This window comes from Burkholderia sp. IT-111MI5, assembly GCF_949752865.1.
Taxonomy (GTDB): domain Bacteria; phylum Pseudomonadota; class Gammaproteobacteria; order Burkholderiales; family Burkholderiaceae; genus Burkholderia; species Burkholderia pyrrocinia_C.
Genome location: NZ_CATKIF010000005.1, coordinates 21,656 through 44,692 on the forward strand (window position 1 = coordinate 21,656; position 23,037 = coordinate 44,692).

The 23,037-nt window shown below is 67.5% G+C and carries 22 protein-coding genes; 11 read left to right on the forward strand and 11 right to left on the reverse strand.

Annotation, left to right across the window (positions count from 1 at the left end):
• The first annotated feature begins 4 nt into the window (after nt 1-4).
• Complete coding sequence (locus ACM6JT_RS04155; RefSeq protein WP_051983605.1) at nt 5-613, forward strand: 5-formyltetrahydrofolate cyclo-ligase; 609 nt, start codon at nt 5-7, stop codon at nt 611-613.
• 86 nt (nt 614-699) lie between these two features.
• Here the strand turns inward: ACM6JT_RS04155 and ACM6JT_RS04160 are convergent, their stop codons facing one another.
• A complete protein-coding gene (locus ACM6JT_RS04160; protein WP_034179280.1) occupies nt 700-1,212 on the reverse strand; it encodes a winged helix DNA-binding protein in 513 nt (170 codons plus the stop codon).
• A 148-nt stretch (nt 1,213-1,360) separates the two neighbouring features.
• Here ACM6JT_RS04160 and pxpB point away from each other — a divergent pair, with 148 nt between their 5' ends.
• From pxpB to pxpA, 3 genes are read left to right on the forward strand one after another with little or no spacing between them, the layout of a single operon-like run.
• Nucleotides 1,361-2,017: a 5-oxoprolinase subunit PxpB gene (gene pxpB / locus ACM6JT_RS04165; protein WP_034179281.1), complete on the forward strand. Its 657-nt coding sequence runs from the start codon at nt 1,361-1,363 to the stop codon at nt 2,015-2,017.
• A complete protein-coding gene (locus ACM6JT_RS04170; RefSeq protein WP_414856012.1) occupies nt 2,014-3,081 on the forward strand; it encodes a biotin-dependent carboxyltransferase family protein in 1,068 nt (355 codons plus the stop codon). The genes pxpB and ACM6JT_RS04170 overlap by 4 nt, the downstream gene beginning before the upstream one ends.
• A gap of 55 nt (nt 3,082-3,136) precedes the next feature.
• Entirely contained in the window at nt 3,137-3,901 is a 765-nt protein-coding gene (pxpA, locus tag ACM6JT_RS04175) for a 5-oxoprolinase subunit PxpA (RefSeq protein ID WP_034179283.1), read from the forward strand.
• 559 nt (nt 3,902-4,460) lie between these two features.
• Here the strand turns inward: pxpA and ACM6JT_RS04180 are convergent.
• The 10 genes from ACM6JT_RS04180 to ACM6JT_RS04225 form a co-directional block, all read right to left on the reverse strand.
• A complete protein-coding gene (locus ACM6JT_RS04180; protein WP_414856013.1) occupies nt 4,461-5,606 on the reverse strand; it encodes a TraB/GumN family protein in 1,146 nt (381 codons plus the stop codon).
• Entirely contained in the window at nt 5,599-6,615 is a 1,017-nt protein-coding gene (locus ACM6JT_RS04185; RefSeq protein WP_034179285.1) for a peptide ABC transporter ATP-binding protein, read from the reverse strand. Before ACM6JT_RS04185 ends, ACM6JT_RS04180 begins: the two co-directional genes overlap by 8 nt.
• Nucleotides 6,612-7,610: an ABC transporter ATP-binding protein gene (locus ACM6JT_RS04190; protein ID WP_034179454.1), complete on the reverse strand. Its 999-nt coding sequence runs from the start codon at nt 7,608-7,610 to the stop codon at nt 6,612-6,614. Before ACM6JT_RS04190 ends, ACM6JT_RS04185 begins: the two co-directional genes overlap by 4 nt.
• Before the next feature lie 2 nt (nt 7,611-7,612).
• On the reverse strand, nt 7,613-8,530 hold the full coding sequence (locus ACM6JT_RS04195; RefSeq protein ID WP_034179286.1) for an ABC transporter permease subunit: 918 nt from the start codon (nt 8,528-8,530) through the stop codon (nt 7,613-7,615).
• A gap of 4 nt (nt 8,531-8,534) precedes the next feature.
• The gene (locus ACM6JT_RS04200) at nt 8,535-9,545 is read right to left on the reverse strand and encodes an ABC transporter permease subunit (protein ID WP_034179287.1); all 1,011 of its coding nucleotides are present in this window, start codon (nt 9,543-9,545) and stop codon (nt 8,535-8,537) included.
• A gap of 118 nt (nt 9,546-9,663) precedes the next feature.
• Nucleotides 9,664-11,292 carry an ABC transporter substrate-binding protein gene (locus tag ACM6JT_RS04205; protein ID WP_034179288.1) on the reverse strand — a complete coding sequence of 543 codons (1,629 nt, stop codon included), beginning with the start codon at nt 11,290-11,292 and terminating at the stop codon, nt 9,664-9,666.
• Nucleotides 11,293-11,611: 319 nt separating this feature from the next.
• Nucleotides 11,612-12,919 (reverse strand): MFS transporter, encoded by a 1,308-nt coding sequence (locus ACM6JT_RS04210; RefSeq protein ID WP_111015898.1) that lies wholly within the window; start codon nt 12,917-12,919, stop codon nt 11,612-11,614.
• Nucleotides 12,920-13,106: 187 nt separating this feature from the next.
• A complete protein-coding gene (locus ACM6JT_RS04215; protein WP_414856014.1) occupies nt 13,107-13,424 on the reverse strand; it encodes a high-potential iron-sulfur protein in 318 nt (105 codons plus the stop codon).
• 138 nt (nt 13,425-13,562) lie between these two features.
• Nucleotides 13,563-14,672 (reverse strand): NAD(P)/FAD-dependent oxidoreductase, encoded by a 1,110-nt coding sequence (locus ACM6JT_RS04220; protein ID WP_175749027.1) that lies wholly within the window; start codon nt 14,670-14,672, stop codon nt 13,563-13,565.
• A gap of 145 nt (nt 14,673-14,817) precedes the next feature.
• The gene (locus ACM6JT_RS04225; RefSeq protein ID WP_414856015.1) at nt 14,818-15,798 is read right to left on the reverse strand and encodes an AAA family ATPase; all 981 of its coding nucleotides are present in this window, start codon (nt 15,796-15,798) and stop codon (nt 14,818-14,820) included.
• Nucleotides 15,799-16,027: 229 nt separating this feature from the next.
• Here ACM6JT_RS04225 and ACM6JT_RS04230 point away from each other — a divergent pair, with 229 nt between their 5' ends.
• From ACM6JT_RS04230 to ACM6JT_RS04260, 7 genes are all read left to right on the forward strand, one after another.
• A complete protein-coding gene (locus ACM6JT_RS04230; RefSeq protein ID WP_034179456.1) occupies nt 16,028-16,747 on the forward strand; it encodes a nitroreductase in 720 nt (239 codons plus the stop codon).
• A 146-nt stretch (nt 16,748-16,893) separates the two neighbouring features.
• Nucleotides 16,894-17,382: a hypothetical protein gene (locus ACM6JT_RS04235; protein WP_034179293.1), complete on the forward strand. Its 489-nt coding sequence runs from the start codon at nt 16,894-16,896 to the stop codon at nt 17,380-17,382.
• 5 nt (nt 17,383-17,387) lie between these two features.
• Nucleotides 17,388-18,203: an endonuclease/exonuclease/phosphatase family protein gene (locus tag ACM6JT_RS04240; protein ID WP_034179294.1), complete on the forward strand. Its 816-nt coding sequence runs from the start codon at nt 17,388-17,390 to the stop codon at nt 18,201-18,203.
• A gap of 342 nt (nt 18,204-18,545) precedes the next feature.
• Nucleotides 18,546-19,316 (forward strand): ferredoxin--NADP reductase, encoded by a 771-nt coding sequence (locus tag ACM6JT_RS04245; protein ID WP_034179295.1) that lies wholly within the window; start codon nt 18,546-18,548, stop codon nt 19,314-19,316.
• Between the two features lie 416 nt (nt 19,317-19,732).
• Nucleotides 19,733-20,548, forward strand: coding sequence for a quorum system sensor histidine kinase RqpS (gene rqpS / locus ACM6JT_RS04250; protein ID WP_131947909.1), 816 nt, complete (start codon nt 19,733-19,735; stop codon nt 20,546-20,548).
• A 7-nt stretch (nt 20,549-20,555) separates the two neighbouring features.
• Complete coding sequence (gene rqpR / locus ACM6JT_RS04255) at nt 20,556-21,212, forward strand: response regulator transcription factor RqpR (protein WP_034179297.1); 657 nt, start codon at nt 20,556-20,558, stop codon at nt 21,210-21,212.
• A 226-nt stretch (nt 21,213-21,438) separates the two neighbouring features.
• On the forward strand, nt 21,439-22,845 hold the full coding sequence (locus ACM6JT_RS04260) for an amino acid permease (RefSeq protein ID WP_034179298.1): 1,407 nt from the start codon (nt 21,439-21,441) through the stop codon (nt 22,843-22,845).
• Nucleotides 22,846-23,037 lie beyond the last annotated feature (192 nt).

Below are 23,037 nucleotides of genomic sequence, written 5' to 3' on the forward strand. Positions count from 1 at the left end.
TTGAATGGAGCACGAATTGAGCGAAAGCATAGCACGCCACCCTGTGCCGAACCCGAAGGCTGCACTGCGCAAAACGCTGTCCGGCGCGCGTCGCGACGCCGCGTCGCAGCCCGCCGCGAACGCCGCGCTCGACGCGCGGCTGCGCACGCTGCTCGACCGGCTCGCGCCGCGCACGGTCGGGTTCTACTGGCCGCTGCCGGGCGAATTCGATGCGCGCGATGCGGTGCTCTCATGGTGTGCGGCAGGCGCCGGCCGGCGCGCCGCGCTGCCCGTGATCGGCGAGCGGCACACGCCGCTCGCGTTCCATGCGTGGGACGCACACACGCCGATGCGCGAGGGTCATCACCGGATTCCGGAACCGGCGGCGGGAATCGTCGTCGTGCCCGACCTGCTGCTGATTCCCTGCGTGGGATTCGATCCGCAGCGCTACCGGCTCGGCTACGGCGGCGGCTACTACGATCGCACGCTCGCCGCGTGGCCGGGCGACACGCTGCCGGTGACGGTCGGCATCGCGTATGAAGCGTGCCGCGTCGACGCGCTGCCGGCCGAAGCGCACGATCTCGCGCTGCGCTGGATCGTGACCGACGGCGCGCTCTATCCGGCCGCCGGATGACGCGGCGCGCGGCGCCACGGCCGTCGCCGCACGCCCGTCAGCGCAACGCCGCGCGCAACACTTTCCGCAATCGTTTACAGCGACGTTTACAACGACGCCGCCGCGCGCGCGGCCGTGTCGTACAGGCCCGATGCGTGGCGCAGCAACTGCGCCGCGTCGCCGATCTGCTCGTTGGTGAGCCCGCTGTCCTTCAGCGTCTCGATCAGGCAGTGCTCGCGCACCTCGCGATACTTCAGGCACAGGTCGCGGCCCGCGTCGGTCGCGAAGAAGAACACTTCCTTGCCGTTTTTCTCGCTCTTCACGTAGCCGCGCGCGATCAGTTTTTTCAGCGCATAGGTCGCGACGTGCGTATCCTCGATATTGAGCACGAAGCAGATGTCGGCGAGCTTCTTCTTGCGTTCGCGATGGCTCACGTGATGCAGCAGCGACACCTCGACCGCCGTCATGTCCTTCGCGCCGGCCGCCGACATGCAGCGCACCATCCAGCGGTTGAACGCGTTGCCGGCCATGATGAGCCCGTATTCGAGCTCCGACAGCTCCGCGCTCGAATCGGAAACGAGGTGTTCGGATGACACGATCTTGGTCGGAGAACGCTTCATGGAAAGGCGGCGCAAGCAGGATGTCAGGGTGTGCCGAGTGTACGTCAGAAGCCCCTGTATACGGGCTAGGCGAAAACGCTTATTGGTAAGTTGTCGATATTTTGTTGACAATGTGCGCTAACATTGCCGTCCGAACCGTGCCAGTCCGATGACGCAACCCCGCTTTTATCCGCTCGGCGATGCCGCCCTCGTCTGCGAGGTGCCGCCGCCCGCCACGCTCGATTGCCAGCGCCGCGTCTGGGCCGTTGCCGAGGCCGCGCGCGCGTGGCCCGACGTGATCGACGTCGTGCCGGGCATGAACAACCTGACCATCGTGTTCGACCCGCTCGCCGCGACGGCCGAGTCGCTCACGCCGGCGCTGCGCGACGCGTGGGAGACCGCCGACGTCGAGCACGCGGACGGTCGCGACGTCGAGATCCCGGTCGAGTACGGCGGTGCCGCCGGCCCCGATCTGGCGGCCGTCGCCGCGCACACGGGCCTGTCGGCCGACGAGGTCGTCGCGCGCCACGCGGCCGGCGAATACGTCGTGTTCTTCATCGGCTTCCAGCCGGGTTTCGCGTATCTCGGCGGCCTCGACGCGTCGCTGCATACGCCGCGCCGCGCGGCGCCGCGCCTCGAGGTGCCGGCCGGCTCGGTCGGCATCGGCGGCGCGCAGACGGGCATCTACCCGGCCACGTCGCCCGGCGGCTGGCAGCTGATCGGCCGCACGTCGCAGGTGCTGTTCGATCCGGCGCGGCCGCAGCCGACGCTGCTGCTGCCCGGCGACCGCGTGCGCTTCACCATTGCAGGAGTCGACGCACGATGACCCAGAGCAACGCACCGGGCACCATCGAGGTGGTGCGGGCCGGCCCGCTGTCGACCGTGCAGGATCTCGGGCGGCGCGGCGCGCGCCATCTCGGCGTCGCGCAGGGCGGCGCGCTCGACGGCCTCGCGCTCGAGGTCGGCAACCGGCTCGTCGGCAACCGCCCCGACGCGGCGGCCGTCGAGATCACGATCGGCCCGACCGCATTCCGCTTCACGCGCGCCACCCGCATCGCGATCACCGGCACCGAGTTCGGCGCGACGCTCGACGGCCGGCGCGTGCATTCGTGGTGGAGCCTGCCGGTCGAAGCCGGGCAGTTGCTCGTGCTGCCGGCCGCGAAACGCGGGATGCGCGGCTACCTGTGCATCGCGGGCGGCATCGACGTGCTGCCGATGCTCGGCTCGCGCAGCACCGATCTCGCGTCGCGCTTCGGCGGCCTCGGCGGCCGCACGCTGCGCGACGGCGATCGGCTCCCGGTCGGCGTGCCGCCGGCCGGCGCGGGCTGCCTCGCGGCCGACGCGCCCGAATTCGGCGTGAAGGCGCCCGCGTGGTGCGCGTTCGCGCGCGTCGACGAGCCGCCGCGCCGCCACCGCCCCGCGCATGCGCCGTGGGCGATGCCCGTGCGCGTACTGCCGGGCCCCGACTACGCGTCGTTCGCAGCCGATTCGCAGCAGGCGTTCTGGGACGACGAATGGCTCGTCACCGCGAACAGCAACCGGATGGGCTATCGCCTCGCCGGCGCCGAGCTCGTGCGCGAGCGGCCGGCCGAGCTGCTGTCGCACGCGGTGCTGCCCGGCACGATCCAGGTGCCGCCGAACGGCCAGCCGATCGTGCTGATGCACGACGCGCAGACCACCGGCGGCTATCCGAAGATCGGCACGGTGATCCGCGCCGACCTGTGGAAGCTCGCACAGGCGCGGCTCAACCTGCCGATCCGCTTCGTGCGCACGACACCCGACGCGGCACGTGCCGCCCTCGCCGCGGAACGCGCGTATCTGCGGCAGATCGACATCGCGATCGACATGCGCGAGGAAGCGCGCCGCCGCGCCCAATCGCGCGCGGCGTGACAATGGCGGAAGCGGTACGGAAGACGCGCCACGCAATCAGTGGACGAGGAACATCATGGAAATCGATCTGAATGCCGATCTCGGCGAAGGATGCGGATCGGACGAGGCGCTGCTCGACCTCGTCACGTCGGCGAACATCGCATGCGGCTGGCACGCGGGCGGCGCCAATGCGATGCGCGACTGCGTGCGCTGGTCCGTGCAGAAAGGCGTGTCGATCGGCGCGCACCCGAGCTTTCACGATCCGGAGAATTTCGGCCGCAAGGAAATGCAGCTGCCGGCCGGCGACATCTACGCCGGCGTGCTGTACCAGCTCGGCGCGCTGTCGGCGATCGCGCAGGCCGAAGGCGGCCGCATCGCGCATGTGAAGCCGCACGGCGCGCTGTACAACCAGGCCGCGCGCGACCCGATGATCGCCGATGCGGTGGTGTCCGCGATCCACGATTTCGATCCGTCGCTCGCGGTGTTCGGGCTCGCGAACAGCGTGTTCGTCGCGGCCGCGCGGCAGGCGGGGCTCGCCGCGGTGGAGGAAGTGTTCGCCGATCGCGGCTACCGCGCCGACGGCTCGCTCGTGCCGCGCAGCCAGCCCGGCGCGCTGATCGACGACGAAGAGGCGGTGCTCGCGCGCACGCTCGACATGGTGCGCAACCGGCACGTGCGTGCATTGAGCGGCGAATGGGTGCCGCTGAACGCGCAGACCGTCTGCCTGCACGGCGACGGGCCGCATGCGCTGGCGTTCGCGAAGCGGATCCGCGCGGCGCTCGAGGCGGCGGGTGTCGACGTCGTGGCACCTGGCGCGCTACAGGCCGACGAAGGCGCGTGACGCGTATCCGTCGCGTGACACGTGCATTGCACGCATCCGTCGCCCAAAAGAAAAAAGCGCCCTCGTGGCGCTTTTACGTTGGCGCAATCGCCGCGGCTTCGCCGTCTGTCGATTCGCCCCCCGAAACCGTCTTTCGACGGTGACCGGAAAAACATTCCGGATTAAAAAACGTCCGCCATCGCCCGATCACTGCATTCCCCGGTCAGACGACGGAACGTTGCTTATCTGCAAGTCGGCCCGCATGCATTTGTTGTGTCCGACGATGATTGGCCCCGCCGTGCATGCAGACACTCCGCGGCCGGCACGCGCTTCACGTGCCGGCAACGCTAACCCCGCGCTTTATTTCTGCTACCCCGTAGAACTTATCTATTCTTTTCATTTTTTCAACTTGTGGGGTGAAGAATAGATATTGGCAGAACAGGATGTCAATCGTTTCAAACGCTATTTTCCGACGATTCAAGGGTTTTCCTTATCGATTGCCGCGGCCGCACCGGCGCCTCGCGACGTGCGCGCGATGGCAATCAAACAGGGGAAGATCGGTGCATGCCGCCGGGCGCGATCAGTTCGCGTCGACCCGGTATCCTTGCTGGCGCAACAATTCGAGCACGCCGCGCGAGCCGCCCAGATGCAGCGCGCCGATCGCGACGAACAGCGGCCGGTTCGGCGCGGCGATTGCCGTCATCCGTGCAACGAAGCGCCGGTTGCGCTCGTACAGGATCTTGTTGTCGATCGACGCCGACAACGCCTTCGAACGCGCGAGCCGCTCGCTCTTCGCGACGGCCCACGCCGAGATCGCGTCGGCGTCGCCAATTCGCCACAGCCGGTGCAGCGCCTTGATGTCGTCCGCGTTCTGCGCGGGTGTCTGCACCATGTCCTGCGCGAGCATCTCGCGCTGCTCGGCCAGCGTCAGCCCGGTGAACGCGCGCATCTGTTCGGCGAGCGTCTCGAGCCCGATCACGCGGCCGCCCTTCTTCTTCAGGAACACGTTCTGCAGTTGCGCCTCGGTGCCGTATTCGGTCTGCAGGCCGGCCGACAGCGAATCGTAGGTCTCGACGACGAGCGCCGCGAGCCACGGCCGCATCTTGCGGATCTCGGCGAGCGCGGCCGGGTTGCCGCGCAGGCGCGCCGCGAGCCGCTGCCAGAGCGGCTCGGGCAGCAGGCGCTGCAGGCACGGGTAGCGGCACACGCCGTACTTCGACACGTCGTCCTGCGATTCGAGCAAGTCGTCGGGCGACAGTTCGAGCGCGAGCGTCGGCGACGCGGCGAGCGCCGCGAGGATGCGCGGCCGGAACGGCTGCGCGCTCGGGTAGTCGGACGGGTCGCCCGTGTGCAGCGTGCCGAGCACGTAGAGCGTGACCTTGCCCCTGGTCGCGACGTAGAACGGCATGCGCGCGGGCTGCACGCGCACCGCGCCGCTCGCGACCGTGCCGTTCGACACGGCAGGCGCGTGAAAGCCCGGCAGGCTCATGCCGGGCGGCGGGACTTGCGACGGATGAATCGGCGAGGTGGCCGGCGCGCGCCCTTCGGCGCGCGCGGCCTCGACGGGAACCGCGAGGCTGGCCGCCACGCACGCACCGGCCAGCGCCGCGCCCGTAACGGTGCGCACGCTCCAGCGCCGCGCGTAGCGGTACGCGCGCATCACGCGCGCGCTGCTTGCCCCCGAACGGCGCACGCCGGACACGCGCGCCGCCAACGCTTCAGGCATTCGCCTCCCCTACCTCCTCGGCGCGATGGCAGGCCACGCGCCGTCCGTCGACCTCGCGCAGTTGCGGCTCCTCGACGCGGCAGCGCTCGACCGCATACGGGCAGCGCTGGTGGAACGCGCAGCCCGACGGCGGATTGAGCGGCGACGGCAGTTCGCCCTGCAGCTTGATCTGCACGCGGCGGTCTTCCTCGAAGATCGCCGGCGTCGCCGACATCAGCGCGCGCGTGTACGGATGGCGCGGCCGCGCATAGATCGTCTCCTTGTCGCCGAGCTCGGCCACGCTGCCGAAGTACATCACCATCACGTCGTCCGCGACATGCTCGACCACCGACAGGTTGTGCGAGATGAACACGTAGCTCGTCTTGAACTGCTCCTGCAGATCCATGAACAGGTTCAGGATCTGCGCCTGGATCGACACGTCGAGCGCGGACACCGGCTCGTCGGCGACGACGATCCGCGGATCGAGGATCATCGCGCGCGCGATCGCGACACGCTGCCGCTGGCCGCCCGAGAACATGTGCGGATAACGCTTCGCGTGCTCGGGCCGCAGGCCGACCGTGCGCATGATCTGCGCGATGCGCTGCGCGCGCTCGGCGGCCGTCAGGTTCGCGTTGATCTCGAGCGGCTCGGAGAGCGTCTGCTCGACGGTCTTGCGCGGGTTGAGCGACGCGAACGGGTTCTGGAACACCATCTGCACGCGGCGGCGCAGGTCGGCGACCCGGTGGCGGTCCGCGCCCGCGACGTCCTTGCCGTCGATCGACAGGTGGCCGGACGTCGGCGTCTCGATCATCGTCAGCTGCCGCGCGAGCGTCGACTTCCCGCAACCGGATTCGCCGACGACGGCGAGCGTCTTGCCGCGCTTCAGCGAAAACGACACGCCGTTGAGCGCCTTCACCGTACCCTGGCCGAACATGCCGCGCTTCACCGTGTAGTGTTTCGCGAGCTGGTCGGCGACCAGTACGACATCGTCGTCGTGCGGCGTGGCGCGCGTTTCGTGGACTGCGTTCATCGTGCGCCTCCCGTCAGGTCGAGGTTGGAAACATGGAGCGGCTTGATGCAGCGTGCGCGCATCGCATCGTTGCCGGACACCAGCGTGTCGAGCGCCGGCCGCGCCTTGCGGCAATCGTCGACGACATACTTGCAGCGCGGCGCGAACAGGCATCCGGACGGGCGATCATCGCGGCCCGGCACCATGCCGGGCAATGCGGCAAGGCGACGCGCCCCCTTATTGTGCTCGGGAATCGCCGCGAGCAGCGCTTCGGTGTACGGATGATGCGGCGTGCGGAAGATCTCGGGCACGCTGTTGGTCTCGATGATCTCGCCCGCGTACATCACCGCGACGCGCTGCGCGACCTCCGACACCACGGCCAGGTCGTGCGAGATCAGCACGAGCGCCATCCCGCGCTCCTTCTGCAGCTTCACCAGCAGATCCATGATCTGCGCCTGGATCGTCACGTCGAGCGCGGTGGTCGGCTCGTCGGCGATCAGCAGCTTCGGGTTGCACGCGACGGCCATCGCGATCATCACGCGCTGGTTCATCCCGCCCGACATCTGGTGCGGGAACGACGCGATGCGGTTCTTCGCATCGGGAATGCCGACCTGGTCGAGCAGTTCGAGCGCGCGCCGGTGCAGCGCGTCGCCGCGCAGGCCTTCGTGCAGCTTCAGCACCTCCTTGATCTGGTAGCCGACCGTATAGCTCGGGTTCAGGCTCGTCAGCGCGTCCTGGAACACCATCGCGATGTCCTTGCCGACGATCTTGCGGCGCGCCTTCGCCGACGCCTTCAGCAGGTCGACGCCGTTGAACGTGACCTCGTCGGCCGTCACCTTGCCCGGCGCGTCGATCAGGCCCATCAGCGCCATCATCGTCACGCTCTTGCCCGAGCCCGATTCGCCGACGACGCCCACCACCTCGCCCGGCGCGATCGACATGTTGATCCGGTCGACCGCGGGGAGACCGTTGAAGTTCACCGCGAGATTGCGGATGGTCAGAAGATCTTGGCTCATGTTCATGCCATCCGCTTCAGTTTGGGATCGAGTGCGTCGCGCAGCCCGTCGCCGAGCAGGTTGATCGCGAGCACCGAAATCAGGATCGACAGGCCCGGCATCGTCACGATCCACCATGCGTTGTCGATGTAGTCGCGCGCGGACGCCAGCATCGCGCCCCACTCGGCGGTCGGCGGCTGCACGCCGAGGCCGAGGAAGCCGAGCGCGGCCGCGTCGAGGATCGCCGACGAGAAGCCCAGCGTCGCCTGCACGATCAGCGGCGCCGTGCAGTTCGGCAGCACCTGCGAGAACATCAGGCGCAGCGTGCCGGCACCGGCCACGCGCGACGCCGTCACGTATTCCTTCTGCAGCTCGCCGAGCGCCGACGCGCGCGTGAGGCGCACGTAGGCCGGCAGCGCGACGATCGCGATCGCGAACATCGTGTTGGTGAGGCCCGGGCCGATGATCGCGACGACCGCGACCGCGAGCAGCAGCGACGGCAGCGCGAGCAGCACGTCCATGATGCGCATCACGGGCGTGTCGGCCCACTTCTGGAAGAACGCGGCGACGAGCCCGAGCACGATGCCGGGGATCAGCGCGAGCACGACCGACACGAAGCCGATCCAGAACGACATCCGCGCGCCGAACATCAGCCGCGAAAGAATGTCGCGGCCCGCTTCGTCGGTGCCGAGGATGAATTTCCAGTTGCCGCCGTCGAGCCATGCGGGCGGGATCTTCACGTAGTCGCGGTATTGCTCGACCGGGCTGTGCGGCGCGATCAGCGGCGCGAGCAGCGCGACCAGGATCAGCGCGATCACGACGATGCCGGCGCCGACGGCGCCGCGGTTGCGCGAGAAGTTGGCCCAGAACTCGCGCAGCGCGAGCGCACGGCCGCCGGCCGGCGCGGATTCGCTCGGCAGGGTGTTTTGCAGATTGCTCATGGAATTACCTCGTGTGGCGGATGCGCGGATTCAGCACGCCGTACAGCAGGTCGACGACCAGGTTCACGACGATCACGAGCGTCGCGATCAGCAGGATGCCGCCCTGGACGACCGGATAGTCGCGGCGGCCGATCGCATCGATCAGCCACTTGCCGACACCGGGCCACGAAAAGAGCGTCTCGGTCAGCACCGCGCCCGCGAGCAGCGTGCCGATCTGCAGGCCGATCACGGTGACGACCGGGATCAGCGCGTTGCGCAGCGCATGCACGACCACCACGCGCACGGGCGACAGCCCCTTCGCGCGTGCGGTGCGGATGTAGTCCTCGCGCAGCACTTCAAGCATCGACGAGCGCGTCATCCGCGCGATCACCGCGAGCGGGATCGTGCCGAGCACGATCGCGGGCAGGATCAGGTGGCTGACCGCCGACTTGAACGAGCCTTCGTCCGGCGCGAGCAGCGCGTCGATCAGCATGAAGCCCGTCGGGTGCGGGAAGTCGTATTCGACGGCGATGCGCCCCGACACGGGCGTCCAGCCGAGGTACGACGAAAACACCATGATGAGGATCAGCCCCCACCAGAAGATCGGCATCGAGTAGCCGGTGAGCGCGGTGCCCATCACGCCGTGGTCGATGACCGAACCGCGCCGCAGCGCGGCGATCACGCCGGCCGGCAGGCCGACGGCGAGCGCGAACACGAGCGCGCACAGCGACAGCTCGACGGTCGCCGGGAAGCGCGCGAAGAACTCGCCCGCGACACTGGTGTTGGTGATGATCGACGTGCCGAGATCGCCGTGCAGCGCACGGCCGATGTAGTGGACGTACTGCAAGGGCAGCGGCTGGTCGAGCCCGAGGCGTTTCATCGCCTCCGCGTGCATGGCGGGATCGACGCCGCGCTCGCCCATCATCACTTCGATGGGGTCGCCCGGTATCAGGTGAATCAGCGCGAACGCGAGGATGGTGATGCCGATGAAGGTCGGGATCACCATCCCCACGCGGCGCAACACGAATCGGAGCATGATGCTTCTCGTATTTTCTTGTGGGAAATGTGCGACCGGCGACGGGGGGCTTTTGGCCTCCCGCCGCCGGATGATTTCAAGCCGGTCTTCTCAAGGACGACAGCTTACGCCGGTCGTATTACTTCACGCCGACGCCGTCGAAGCGCGCATAGCCGAGCGGCTCGATGCGCATGTCGACCACGTTCTTGCGCACCGGCTGGTAGACCGTCGAGTTCGCGATCGGCGAGAACGGCAGCTGTTGCGCGAAGATCTGCTGAGCCTGCGTGTAGAGCTTCGTGCGCGCGTCCTGGCCCGTCGTCGTACGGCCCTTCTGGACCAGCTCGTCGAACGGCTTGTAGCACCAGTGCGAGAAGTTGTTGCCCTTGATCGCCTCGCAGCCGAGCAGCGTGCCGAGCCAGTTGTCCGGATCGCCGTTGTCGCCGGTCCAGCCGATCAGCATCGTGTCCTGCTCGCCGCCGTGCGCGCGCTTGATGTACTCGCCCCATTCGTACGTGACGATCTTCGCCTTCACGCCGATCTTCGCCCAGTCGGCCTGGATCATCTCGGCCATCAGGCGGGCGTTCGGGTTGTACGCGCGCTGCACGGGCATCGCCCACAGCGTGATCTCGAAACCGTTCGCATAACCGGCCTTCGCGAGCAGCGCCTTCGCCTTCGCGGTGTCGTACGCGGCCATCTTCAGGTTCTTGTCGTACGACCATTGGGTCGGCGGCATCGGCGCGCTGGCCGCCTGGCCCGCACCCTGGTAGACGGATTCGAGGATCGCCTTCTTGTTGATCGCCATGTCGAGCGCCTGACGCACTTCGAGCTTGTCGACCGGCTTGTGCTCGACGTTGTACGCGAGATAGCCGAGGTTGAAGCCCGCCTGCGACGGCATGTCGACGTTCGAGTCGGCCTTCAGCGTCGCGATGTCGGCCGGGCGCGGATAGCTCATCACCTGGCATTCGTTGCGCTTGATCTTCTGCACGCGCACGCCCGGATCCGGCGTGATCGAGAAGATCAGCTTCGACAGCTTCACTTCGCCCTTCTTCCAGTAATCAGGATTGCCGTCGAATCGGATCGTCGCGTCCTTCGTGTAGCTGCGGAAGATGAACGGGCCCGTGCCGACCGGCTTCTGGTTGATGTCGGCGGCCTTGCCGGCCTTCATCAGCTGGTCGCCGTATTCGGCCGACAGGATCGACGCGAATTCCATCGCCATGTTCTGGATGAACGGCGCGTTCGGCTCGGACAGCGTGAACTTCACGGTGTACGGATCGACCTTCTCGACCTTCGTGATCAGCTTGTCGAGGCCCATGTCGGTGAAGTACGGGAACGACACCGGATACGCCTTGCGGAACGGCTGGTTCGGGTCGAGCATGCGCTGGAACGAGAACAGCACGTCGTCCGCATTGAATTCGCGCGTCGGCTTGAAGAAGTCGGTCGTGTGGAACTTCACGCCGTGGCGCAGGTGGAACGTGTACACCTTGCCGTCGGACGACACGTCCCACTTCTCGGCGAGGCCCGGCTCGACCTTGGTGCCGCCGCGCTCGAATTCGACGAGGCGGTTGTAGACGGTGAACGTGGCGGCGGTGAAATCGACGCCGGTCGTAAATTGCGCGGAATCAAAACCCGCCGGGCTGCCTTCTGAGCAGTAGACGAGCGTTTTGTTCGGGATCTGTGCGAATGCAGAGCCCGCGACGCCGAGCGATGCCGCTGCCACGCCTGCAATGGCGGTAACACGCAGGGTGTGCAACAGACGGTTGTATTCCATGTTTCCTCCAGGTCTCCAGATCGGAACCGGTCCCGCCAGGGTCCGGCGTACGCGGATATTACTTGAGCTAATGATGTGGCAACAAGCTGGAGAAAAAACTCTTCTATACGCCCCGCCGGGTTTGTGCCAATGTTTAGTGTGGGTAAAAAATGCGAAAACGCGCGCGGGCGACAGTTCCGTGCATCCCGCGCATGTTTCGTTCGAAAACTAAACAATTCGGGTGCGAACGCGAAGGGCCGGCGCGCCGTTTCCCGCGATTGGCCGCATATCATTGCGTTTTGCGAAACGATTCGATGACGGTCTTCTCCCTGTCACGCCGTCACGCCGGCGCGTCGAGGTCGGCGCTGCGCGCGGGCACGAACGCGACCGCGACGATCGACAGCGCGAGCCCGGCCATCACGTAGTAGGTCGGCGCCAGCGGCGTACCCGTGACCTTGATCAGCCACGTGACGATGAACTGCCCGAAGCCGCCGAACAACATCACCGCGACGTTGTACGCGATCGACAGCCCGGTCGAGCGCACGTTGGCCGGGAACAGCTCGGCGATCATCGCGCCGAACGGCCCGTAATAGCCTGCGAGCGTCACCGACAGCACGGCCTGCACCGCGATCAGCCGCCCGATGCTCGGCGCCGCGTCGAGCCACGCGAACAGCGGATACATCAGCACGAGCGTCAGTGCGAGCGACCACAGCGACAGCCCCTTGCGGCCGATGCGGTCCGACCACGCGCCCGCGACCGGCGACAGCACCATCAGCAGCAGGTTGCCGACGATCACCGCGTAGAACGATTCCGAGTACGGCAGCTTCAGCTGCTTCACCGCGAAGGTCGGCAGATAGCTGATCAGCACGTAGATCGTCACCGTCAGCGCGATCACCGAGCCGAGCCCGCACAGCACCTCGCGCGGGTGGCGCGTGAACACTTCGCCGAGCGTCGCGCGGCGCGCGCTCTGCTGCGCATGCAGGAATGCTTCGGAATCGGCGAGATGGCGGCGGATGTAGAAGCCGATCGGGCCGATCACGAGCCCGAGGACGAACGGCACGCGCCAGCCCCAGCTGTGCAGCGCGTCGTGCGACAGCCCGCGCGTGACGGCCGCGCCGACGAGCGCGCCGATCAGCAGCGCGGCCGCCTGGCTCGCCATCTGCCAGCTGCCGTAGAAACCGCGTTTCGAGAACGGCGCGGCCTCGATCAGCAGCGCCGTCGCGCTGCCGAATTCGCCGCCCGCGGAGAAGCCCTGCAGCAGGCGGCCGAGCACGATCAGGATCGGGCCGCCGATGCCGATCGCCGCATAGGGCGGCGCGATCGCGAGCAGGAAGATGCCGAACGTCATCAGCAGGATCACGAGCGACAGCGCGGCCTTGCGGCCGGCACGGTCCGCGTACAGCCCGAATACGATGCCGCCGATCGGGCGCATGAAGAACGCGACGCCGAACGTCGCGGTGGTCAGCAGCAGCGACGAGTATTCGCTGGAGGTCGGGAAGAACAGCTCGGCGATCACGACCGTCATGAAACCGAACACCGTGAAGTCGTACCACTCGAGCGCGTTGCCGATCACGGCGGCCACGACCGCGCGCCGATTCAGCGCACGCTCGGGCCGGATCGTTTTCGTTGAATTCGCAATCGTCGCCATGCGTGCCTCATCCTCGTGAATTCGCCGTGTCGGGCGGCGCGGCGCAGTGTGCCGCGCCGCGCTGGTTTGCAGCGAGTGTAGAAAGCGACGGAACCGTTTTCAAGCAATAAAAACGCCCGCCGTCTTTCGACGGCGGGCGTTTTGCGGTTTTCGCCACATTGCGGCATCGCACGATGCCGCACGGGCCTCAACCCATCTTCGAGAATGCGCTGCACCAGCCCTTCGCCGACACCTGCTTGCCGGGGAAAGCGCCGCACGGGCCCGAAGCGGAACCCTTCTTGCCCTGGTACAGCATGCAGGCCGCGCAATCCTGGCCCGCTGCGTATTTCGGGTACTTTGTCTTGTCGACCTTCGTGGCATCGGCCTTGTAGCCGAGCGCCACCGCGGTCGGATCGGTTTCCGACAGCATCGGCGCATCGGCCAGCGCTTCACGCGACAGCGCCAGCGCCAGCGCGGACACGACGCCAACGCTCGAAATCAGGAAACTCCGACGGGATGTTTTCATGGGGACTCGCTCCAACGTTATCGGTTTGAAAGCTGTTCTGGCGACAGCCGTTCGACAGAATAACCGCCAAGCGAATAAATGTGCGCGCCGAAATGCCGGAGATAAGGGATTTCACACGGCGCGACGCGCACGGGCGCGTCAGCCGTATGCGGCCATGTCGCCGACACGCTGCGCGAGCGCGAGCGACGCGGTGAGCCCCGGCGACTCGATGCCGAACAGGTTCACGAGCCCGCGCACGCCGTGCTGCGCGGCGCCCTGCACGATGAAATCGGCCGGCGGCTCGCCGGGCCCCGCGACCTTCGGCCGAATGCCCGCGTACGCCGGCTGCAGCGCACCGTCGGGCAGGCCCGGCCAGAACGCGCGGATCGACGTGTAGAACGCGGGGGCGCGCGCCGGATCGACTTCGTAGCGCAGCGAATCGACCCATTCGACGTCCGGCCCGAAGCGTGCCTGCCCGGCGAGGTCGAACGTCAGGTGTACGCCGAGCCCCGCGCGGTCGGGCATCGGGTAGACGAGATGCGAGAACGGCGCACGGCCCGACAGGCTGAAATAATTGCCGCGCGCGAGATAGAGCGGCGGCACCCAGTGCGGGTCGAGGCCGCGCGTGCGGCGCGCCAGCGCCTGCGCACCGAGGCCCGCGCTGTTGATCACGCAGGCGGCCTCGATCTCGGCGGGCGTGTCGCCGCCCGTGCGCACGACGAAGCGCCCGCCGCGCAGCACGTCGATCGACTCGACCGGGGATTTCAGCGCGCACACGGCGCCGTCGCGTTCCGCGGCGCCGAGCAGCGCGAGCATCAGCTGGTGGCTGTCGACGATGCCGGTGGACGGCGAAAACAGCGCTTCCACGCATTCGAGCGCGGGCTCGAGCGTCTGCGCCTCGACGCGCGTGAGCGGCAGCAGGTCGAGCACGCCGTTTTCGGCAGCACGCGCGGCGATCGCCTTCAACTGCTTCACCTGCGCGACGCTCGTCGCGACCAGCAGCTTGCCCGTGCGCCGATACGGCACGTGATGCGTGTCGCAGAATTCGTACAGCAGATCGCGACCGCGCACGCACGACATCGCCTTCAGCGAACCGCGCGGATAGTAGAGCCCCGCGTGGATCACTTCGCTGTTGCGCGAGCTCGTGCCCGTGCCGATCGCGTCGGCGGCCTCGAGCACGAGCGTCTCGCGCCCGCGCGCGGCCAGTTCGCGTGCAATCGCAAGGCCGACGACGCCCGCGCCGATCACCACACAATCCATCTGCTCCATGACGTTTCGCGCTGCTAACGCGTCGAGGGGAGAGAAGAGAATTGTACGTCCCGGTTCGCAAGCCTGCCGAAAGCATGTGTGCCGCGTCGCGACGACACTGCGCACGATTCGGCGCGCGCACCTCGGCCGTGCGCGCGCCGCCGGTTCAGAAGCCGATCGGCCTGCGCTTCGCGGCCCCCTCGTCGGCACGGATGTCGTGCGGCCCGATCGCGTCGCGACCGTCGAGCCGCGCGGCGCCGAAGGCATGCAGCAGCGCGCGGCGCATCGTGCGCGGCGGCGTAGCGGCCAGCACGTCGAGCGCGTCGTCGCCGAGCGTGTCGGGGAAGCGCCGACCCCATGCGTGCGACGTGCGGATCTCGTCGTAGATCGTCTGCGCGATCCGGCGCGCACCGGCCGCATCGGGCGGCGCGATCTCGTACACGTTCATCCGGTTGAGCAGCGGCTCCGGAATCGCCTGCGCTTCGTTCGCGGTCGCGACCCAGATCACGTTGCCCGCATCGATCGGCACTTCCGCGAATTCGTCGACGAACGCGCGCGCGGTGTCGTGCTCGAGCAACGCATACAGCGCGCCGAGCGGATCGTATTGCGCATCGCTGCCGGCCTTGTCGATCTCGTCGACCGCGATCACCGGGTTCGCGTAGCTGCCGTTCACGAGCGCGTCGAACACCTTGCCGGGCTTCGCGTTCTTCCATTGCGACGACGCACCCGACAGGATCCAGCCGGCCGTCAGTGAACTCATCGGCACGTAGTGGTACGCGGTGCCGAGCAGTTGCGCGAGCGCCTTCGCGAAATGCGTCTTGCCGATGCCGGGCGGCCCGAGCAGCAGGATCGGCATCAGTTCGAGCCGGTCGTCCGTTTCGAGGCACAGCGCGACCTGCTTGTGCACGTCGTCGAGCGGCTCGGTGAAATTGGGCAACGCGTCGCCGAGCGCGTCGAACGACGGCATCCGGTTCGGCTTCACGCAAAAGCGCAGATTCCCCGTCTTGAGCATCCTTTCGTAGGTGGCGCGCAATGCGTCGCTCGCGCTCTCGTTCAGGTCGCTCAGCGCCGTCTCGACCTGCTCGAGGTCGTACACCGTGCTGAAGGACGCCACCGCCAGTTCCTGTTTCACCATCGCCGTCGTCATACCAACCTCGCTGCCGCTTGCTGTCGCACAACCATCAGACCCTTACGATTTCAGTGTAGCGGGCCCGTATCCGCGCGCAAGCAAGCAGCCGTGCGAGTCTGCTGCTAACACCCGGCGTGCGCTGCACGGCTGCACGGCGCGGCGTATGATCGTCGGTTCACCCACCCGCCTCAAGGCTTCGCCGACGGCGCCCGCGCGGCGCGTCGCGCCCCGTCCCGAAGGTATGCCGATGTCCGCCCCCACCGCTTTCCCGCGCATCGACGCCGATGCGATCGCCGCCGTCGACGCGGCGCTCACGTCGCGCCGCGCGATCCGCGCGTTCCTGCCGACGCCCGTGCCGCGCGACACGCTCGAGGCGATCCTCGAAGCCGCGAGCCGCGCGCCGTCCGGCACCAACATCCAGCCGTGGCGCGTGTACGTTGCGACAGGCGCCACGCGCGATGCGCTCGCCGCCGCGCTGACCGCGGCCCACGACGATCCCGCGCGCGACGAGAAATACGTCGCCGAGTACGACTACTACCCGCGCGAATGGGTGTCGCCGTATCTCGACCGGCGCCGCAAGGTCGGCTGGGACCTGTACGGGCTGTTGAACATCGGCCGCGACGAGAAGGCGCGCATGCACGCGCAGCACGCGCGCAATTTCCGCTTCTTCGATGCGCCGGTCGCGTTGTTCTTCACGCTCGATCGCGTGATGTCGTACGGCGCGTGGCTCGATTGCGGGATGTTCCTGCAGGGCGTGATGACGGCCGCGCGCGCACGCGGGCTCGATACCTGCCCGCAGGCCGCGTTCGTGCCGTTTCACCGGATCGTCGCCGAACATCTCGGCATTCCCGCCAACGAACAATTCGTCTGCGGCATGTCGCTCGGCCATGCGAACCCCGACGCGATCGAGAACCGCCTCGTCACCGAACGCGCGCCCGTCGCCGAATTCGCACGCTTTTTCGCTTGAAAATGCATGACGCGCACCTACCTTTCGGACAGGACCATATTGCGCGACGAACCTGTCGCGGCGCGTCCTGTCACATCACGATCGAAATCGATCGGGCGTAAGATGTGCGTCCGTTCCCCGCTATTCCGCGTTTCCGGAGACGTTTCATGCTGAAACACGGCCTGGCCGTCCTGCTCGCGAGCCTCGCGCTCGCCGCCCATGCGCAGAGCCCCGCACCGGCCTCCGTCGCGTGGGAGATCCAGGTAGTGCGCGACGGTCAGACGATCGACACGTTCCAGCAGCGCACCACCGTGGGTCAGACCCGCACCGATACCCATCGCTATCCGTCCGCCGTGCCGGTCGGCTGCGGCAATGCCGCGCGCGTCGTGCCGACCGAGCGCTCGCGCTCGGTGACGGTCGCGCCGCTCACCGTCGACACCGGCGCGAACACGGTGTCGCTCGCGCTCGACGTGCAGGAAACGCTCGACGACGAAAACGCGACGCGCGGCGATCCGTGCGTGCCCGCGTCGCCGCGACAGATCGTCGCGAGCCACCCCGGCCTGTCGGTCGGCAGCGACGCGTGGACCGACTGGACGCTCGTCGAGCAACGTCCGCACCTCGTGTACCGCGTGCGCGCGCACGTCGCGAAGGACTGAGCGTCATGTCCGCAGACGCCCTGTCCCTGCCGTTCGCCGAACCGCACGCCGCCCCCGACGAAATCACCGCGGTCAGCTGGAACCTGCACAAGGGCCGCTCGCCGCTCGGCTTCACCGCATGGAACGCGATGCGCAACTGGATGCAGTCGACGCACGCCGACGTGTATTTCCTGCAGGAAGCGATGGCGCGCCGCATGCCGCGCCCCGTGCTCGCGCCCGGCTTCGGCGCGCCGATGGACGACGAGGTCGACGACGTATGGCACTGCCAGGCCACCGAGATCGCTCATGCGCTCGACTGGCAGATCGCGCTCGGGCCGAACGTGTTCAAGCCGTCGTGGCGGCACGGCAACGCGATCCTGTCGCCGCATCCGCTCGATCTCGGCGGCCGCTGGGACATCTCCGCGCACCGCTTCGAACGGCGCGGGCTGCTCGTCGCGCGCGCGACGCTCGCGGGTGCGCGCCCGGTCACGCTGCTGTGCGCGCACCTCGCGCTCACGCGCGCCGCGCGGCTGCGCCAGATGCACTGGATCGCGCACTGGATCGTGCGCAACGCGGGCGACGGCCCGCTGATGCTCGCCGGCGACTTCAACGACTGGCGCAACGATTCGGTCGCGCTGTTCGGCGAGATCGGAATGTCCGAGGTCGCGACGCTGCTCGGCGAATCGGGCCGCACCTTCCCCGCGTTCTCGCCGGCGCTCGCGCTCGACAAGATGTTCGTGCGCGGCCTGACGCCGCTCGAATGGCGCGCGCCGTCCGGCGAGGCCGCGTGGCTGTCGGACCACCTGCCGTACATCGCGCGCCTGCGCCTCGATCCGCAATAACGACACGATCGCAATCCGCCGCCAGCGCGGCTGCCGGCGCGTGCGGTGCCCGCTCGGCACGCTGTGCGGCGTGGCGCTCGTCGGCTTCGGCGCGAAACCCGCGGCCGATCGACGAAAGTCAGTTGAAAGAATTCGTTGCGCCAAATCCGCGCAGCCGCGCGGGTCAAGCCCGCGATCAGCGCCAACAGGGTAAAATAACCAGTTCGTCAATCGTCTGTCATCGAGAAGGCGCGTGTCCGACGCGCCGGCCGGCCGATCCTCGATCGGGCCGTCGCACTCGGTTTTTTTGCCCGTTTTTGGGCCCGTTACACGCGTTCGCCACGCGCGTCCGTTTTCAAAGCCATGAGCAAATACGACACCGCCACCGTCCAATCCGTCCACCACTGGACCGACACGCTTTTCAGCTTCACCTGCACCCGTGAGGCGAGCCTGCGCTTCAACAACGGCGAATTCACGATGGTCGGCCTCGAGGTCGATGGCAAGCCGCTCGCGCGCGCCTACTCGATCGTCAGCCCGAACTACGAAGAGCACCTCGAATTCTTCAGCATCAAGGTCCAGAACGGCCCGCTGACGTCGCGCCTGCAGCACCTGAAGGTGGGCGACACGGTATTGATCGGCAAGAAGCCGACGGGCACGCTGGTCGCCGACAACCTGCTGCCGGGCAAGACGCTGTGGATGCTGTCGACGGGCACGGGCCTCGCGCCGTTCATGTCGATCATCCGCGATCCGGACATCTACGACCGCTTCGACAAGGTGATCCTCACGCACACGTGCCGCCTGAAGGGCGAACTCGCGTACATGGACTACATCAAGCACGACCTGCCGGGCCACGAGTACCTGGGCGACATCATCAAGGAAAAGCTCGTCTACTATCCGACGGTCACGCGCGAAGCGTTCGACAACGAAGGCCGGATCACCGACCTGATCGCGACGGGCAAGCTGTTCACGGATCTCGACGTCCCGCCGTTCTCGCCGGAAAACGACCGCGTGATGCTGTGCGGCAGCACCGCGATGCTGAAGGACACGACCGACCTGCTGAAGCAGGCCGGCCTCGTCGAAGGCAAGAACAGCGCGCCGGGCCACTACGTGATCGAACGCGCATTCGTGGACTGATCCGCCCCGAAATTTGTGCCGCATCAAAAAACCGGAGCAAAAGCTCCGGTTTTTTTTCGTCCCCACTTGGCGAATTCGTAACAAACTGGGACCATCTCATCTCAAATAGTTACATTTGGATACGTCATCGCCCGGTGCTTGGGTGTCAGTGTTTTTCCTACAACAGCTTCATCCGGATTGTTCACATTTACCCTTAAATGTCCGCCCGACATGACTTTTACGGAATTTTTGAGATATTATTCGGCGCTCGTGGTCGCCGTTCGGACGGGTGTTGAAGGGTCGGATGCAAACGTTACAAAATGTAACTTTTGTTACCTCGGCATGGAGCGATTCCCTGGCGGCGACCGTCATCGAAACGACAGTCGTTCCACGCAGCCAGCCGGTGTCTGAACCGCTTTCTGACAGCAGGGAGAGTCATGGATACGTCGCTTAACGCGCCCCTGGGCGCCCACGCCCCGTTCCCGTCGCGGCAGCTCGTACAGGGCTGCGCCGCTACTCCGCCCATTGCCGAAGCCGCGTCGAAACGCAACGCCTCCGCTGCGCGCATCGCCGCGCTGTCCGCCCAGCTGCTTGCCGCCGACGAAGCCGCGCGCCGCCATCTGGCCGGCGAGCTGCACGACGGGCTCGGCGCCGAACTCACCGCCGCGCGTTTCGCGCTCGCAAACGTTCAAACGTGGCTGCCGGCCGATGCGCCGGACGGCTGCGTGCGCGCGCTGGAGCTTGCCCAGCAGGCGCTCGACGCCGCGACCGACGCGAATCGCCGGCTGATCGACGAACGCGACACGCCGACGCTCGACGCGGGCGTGGTCGGCGCGCTGTCGTCGTGGGTCGACAGCCATGCGACGCGCACGGGCCTGCGCACCAGCTTCGTGTGCGCGGCCGACGCGCGCCTGACGAAGATCGCCGGCGCCAGCGCGCTCGCGGTGTTCCGCGTCGCACAGGAAGCGCTGTCGAACGTCGCGAAACACGCACGGGCGAAGTCGGTCGACGTGCGGATCGTCACCGACGGCTCGCACCTGTCGCTGATCGTCGCCGACGATGGCACCGGTTTCGCCCGGGGCCGCCGCACCGGCTACGGCCTCGCCGGCATGCGCGCACGCTGCGAAGCGTTCGGCGGCAGCTTCGAGACGGCCACGCCGGAAACCGGCCACGGCACGCGCGTCACCGCGCGCTTCGCGTGGGATTCGCTGCTCGCGACGCCCGTCGCGGCACGCCGCGCGTCGCGTTCGTGAGGTCGTCATGAGCCTGAACATCCTGCTCGTGGACGATCACGCGATCGTCCGGCAAGGGGTCCGCCAGTTGCTGATCGACCGCGGCATCGCGCGCGACGTCACCGAGGCCGAGACCGGCGGCGACGCGATGGCGGCCGTCGACCGGCAGGAATTCGACGTGATCCTGCTCGACATCTCGCTGCCGGACACGAACGGCATCGAGGTGCTCAAGCGCCTCAAGCGCAAGCTGTCGCGCACGCCGGTGCTGATGTTCTCGATGTACCGCGAGGACCAGTACGCGGTGCGCGCGCTGAAGGCCGGCGCCGCCGGCTACCTGTCGAAGACGGTCAACGCCGCGCAGATGATCGGCGCGATCCAGCAGGTCGCGGCCGGCCGCAAGTACGTGAGCCCCGCGATGGCCGAGGCGCTCGCCGAATACGTGTCGTTCGAGAACGAGCCGCTGCCGCACGAGAAGCTGTCCGACCGCGAATACCAGACGCTCTGCATGCTCGCGTCGGGCAAGCGGCTCACCGACATCGCGAACACGCTGTCGCTGTCCGTGAAGACGGTGAGCGTGTACCGGTCGCGGCTGCTCGAGAAGATGCGGCTGTCGAACAACGCGGAGCTCACGTTCTACGTGATGAGCAACCGGCTCGTCGACATGTCGCCCACGGCCGGCGCCTGATTCAACGGATTCGCCCGATACATCGGATTCGTACGATTCAACGGCGCGGCGCACGCCGGGTCGCGCTCGACCGCCGCCCGTTTTCGCGCGCAAGCGCTTGTTTTATCGGACGATTCCGCGCCGCGCCGCTGCGCCGCAGCGGGCCTTGTCCGCCAAATCGGCTAAAATTGCGGGTTTTCACTCAGTCAGCGCCGCCGCGCTCGCGCGCGCTGGCAATTCATCCGCAATGTCCCTCTTCCGCAAGAAAAACGTCGATCGCATGATCGCCGGCGCGCACGCCGCCGGGCTCAAGAAAGCGCTCGGCGCGATCGACCTCACCTTCCTCGGCATCGGCGCGATCATCGGCACCGGCATCTTCGTGCTGACCGGCACCGGCGCCGTGCAGGCCGGCCCGGCACTGATGCTGTCGTTCGTGATCGCCGCGATCGCATGCGGCCTCGCGGCGCTGTCGTACGCGGAATTCGCGTCGACGATCCCCGTCGCCGGCTCGATCTACACGTATTCGTACGCGACGCTCGGCGAGCTCGCCGCATGGATCATCGGCTGGGACCTGATGCTCGAGTACGGCCTCGCGGCGTCGGCCGTGTCGGTCGGCTGGTCGGGCTACCTGCAGTCGCTGCTGCAGGGCTTCGGGCTGTCGCTGCCGACCGTGCTGACGGCGGCACCCGGCGCGGTGCCGGGCGTCGTCACGTGGTTCAACCTGCCCGCGTTCCTCGTGATGCTCGTGATCACGACGCTGCTGTCGATCGGCATCCGCGAATCGACCCGCATCAACAACATCATGGTGTTCATCAAGGTGTCGGTCGTGCTGCTCGTGATCGCGGTCGGCCTGTTCCACGTGACGCCCGCGAACTGGAAGCCGTTCATGCCGCACGGCTGGAACGGCGTGTTCGGCGCTGCGGCCGTGATGTTCTTCGCGTTCATCGGCTTCGACGCGGTGTCGTCGGCGGCCGAGGAAGTGAAGAATCCGAAACGCGACCTGCCGATCGGCATCATCGCGTCGCTCGCGGTGTGCGCGGTGCTGTACGTGACGGTCGCCGCGGTCGCGACCGGCATCGTGCCGTCGGCCCAGTACGCGAACATCTCGCACCCGATCTCGTACGCGCTGCAGGCCGCCGGCGAGAAGTGGGTCGCAGGCTTCATCGACCTTGGCGCCGTGCTCGGCATGCTGACCGTGATCCTCGTGATGAGCTACGGCCAGACCCGCGTGATCTTCGCGATGTCGCGCGACGGGCTGCTGCCGGCGACGCTGTCGCGCGTGCATCCGCGCTACGCGACGCCGTTCCTGACGACCTGGCTCGTCGGCCTGTTCTTCGGGCTGATCGCCGCGCTCGTGCCGCTCAACGTGCTCGCCGAGCTGATCAACATCGGCACGCTCGCGGCGTTCTCGATGGTGTCGATCGCGGTGCTCGTGCTGCGCCGCACGCACCCCGACCTGCCGCGCGCGTTCCGCTGCCCGGGCGTGCCCGTGGTGCCGATCCTCGCGGTCGCGTCGTGCCTGTTCCTGATGCTGAACCTGCAGCCCGTCACGTGGGCCGCGTTCGGCATCTGGCTCGTGATCGGCCTCGTGATCTACTTCCTGTACTCGCGTCACCACTCGAAGCTCGCGCACGGTCACCACGACGCGCACTGACCTCCGCCGCTGCGCGCGCACGCCGCGCGCAGCGGTGCGACACCGCGCCGGGCCGTAACCGGCCTCGTGCGGCACGCCCCTTCCCCGCCGCATCAGCCGCCGCCGGACACGCGCCGCCGTGCCCTTCCCGCGCGCGATCGTGTCCGATCGTCGCGATCTCTTGCCCGATCCTCCGGATTTGCCCGCACGACT

Coding starts and splice junctions, on each gene's coding strand:
- ACM6JT_RS04155 (WP_051983605.1), top strand. CDS start 5: ATGGAGCACGAATTGAGCGAAAGCATAGCACGCCACCCTGTGCCGAAC.
- ACM6JT_RS04160 (WP_034179280.1), bottom strand. CDS start 1,212: ATGAAGCGTTCTCCGACCAAGATCGTGTCATCCGAACACCTCGTTTCC.
- pxpB (WP_034179281.1), top strand. CDS start 1,361: ATGACGCAACCCCGCTTTTATCCGCTCGGCGATGCCGCCCTCGTCTGC.
- ACM6JT_RS04170 (WP_414856012.1), top strand. CDS start 2,014: ATGACCCAGAGCAACGCACCGGGCACCATCGAGGTGGTGCGGGCCGGC.
- pxpA (WP_034179283.1), top strand. CDS start 3,137: ATGGAAATCGATCTGAATGCCGATCTCGGCGAAGGATGCGGATCGGAC.
- ACM6JT_RS04180 (WP_414856013.1), bottom strand. CDS start 5,606: ATGCCTGAAGCGTTGGCGGCGCGCGTGTCCGGCGTGCGCCGTTCGGGG.
- ACM6JT_RS04185 (WP_034179285.1), bottom strand. CDS start 6,615: ATGAACGCAGTCCACGAAACGCGCGCCACGCCGCACGACGACGATGTC.
- ACM6JT_RS04190 (WP_034179454.1), bottom strand. CDS start 7,610: ATGAGCCAAGATCTTCTGACCATCCGCAATCTCGCGGTGAACTTCAAC.
- ACM6JT_RS04195 (WP_034179286.1), bottom strand. CDS start 8,530: ATGAGCAATCTGCAAAACACCCTGCCGAGCGAATCCGCGCCGGCCGGC.
- ACM6JT_RS04200 (WP_034179287.1), bottom strand. CDS start 9,545: ATGCTCCGATTCGTGTTGCGCCGCGTGGGGATGGTGATCCCGACCTTC.
- ACM6JT_RS04205 (WP_034179288.1), bottom strand. CDS start 11,292: ATGGAATACAACCGTCTGTTGCACACCCTGCGTGTTACCGCCATTGCA.
- ACM6JT_RS04210 (WP_111015898.1), bottom strand. CDS start 12,919: ATGGCGACGATTGCGAATTCAACGAAAACGATCCGGCCCGAGCGTGCG.
- ACM6JT_RS04215 (WP_414856014.1), bottom strand. CDS start 13,424: ATGAAAACATCCCGTCGGAGTTTCCTGATTTCGAGCGTTGGCGTCGTG.
- ACM6JT_RS04220 (WP_175749027.1), bottom strand. CDS start 14,672: ATGGAGCAGATGGATTGTGTGGTGATCGGCGCGGGCGTCGTCGGCCTT.
- ACM6JT_RS04225 (WP_414856015.1), bottom strand. CDS start 15,798: ATGACGACGGCGATGGTGAAACAGGAACTGGCGGTGGCGTCCTTCAGC.
- ACM6JT_RS04230 (WP_034179456.1), top strand. CDS start 16,028: ATGTCCGCCCCCACCGCTTTCCCGCGCATCGACGCCGATGCGATCGCC.
- ACM6JT_RS04235 (WP_034179293.1), top strand. CDS start 16,894: ATGCTGAAACACGGCCTGGCCGTCCTGCTCGCGAGCCTCGCGCTCGCC.
- ACM6JT_RS04240 (WP_034179294.1), top strand. CDS start 17,388: ATGTCCGCAGACGCCCTGTCCCTGCCGTTCGCCGAACCGCACGCCGCC.
- ACM6JT_RS04245 (WP_034179295.1), top strand. CDS start 18,546: ATGAGCAAATACGACACCGCCACCGTCCAATCCGTCCACCACTGGACC.
- rqpS (WP_131947909.1), top strand. CDS start 19,733: ATGGATACGTCGCTTAACGCGCCCCTGGGCGCCCACGCCCCGTTCCCG.
- rqpR (WP_034179297.1), top strand. CDS start 20,556: ATGAGCCTGAACATCCTGCTCGTGGACGATCACGCGATCGTCCGGCAA.
- ACM6JT_RS04260 (WP_034179298.1), top strand. CDS start 21,439: ATGTCCCTCTTCCGCAAGAAAAACGTCGATCGCATGATCGCCGGCGCG.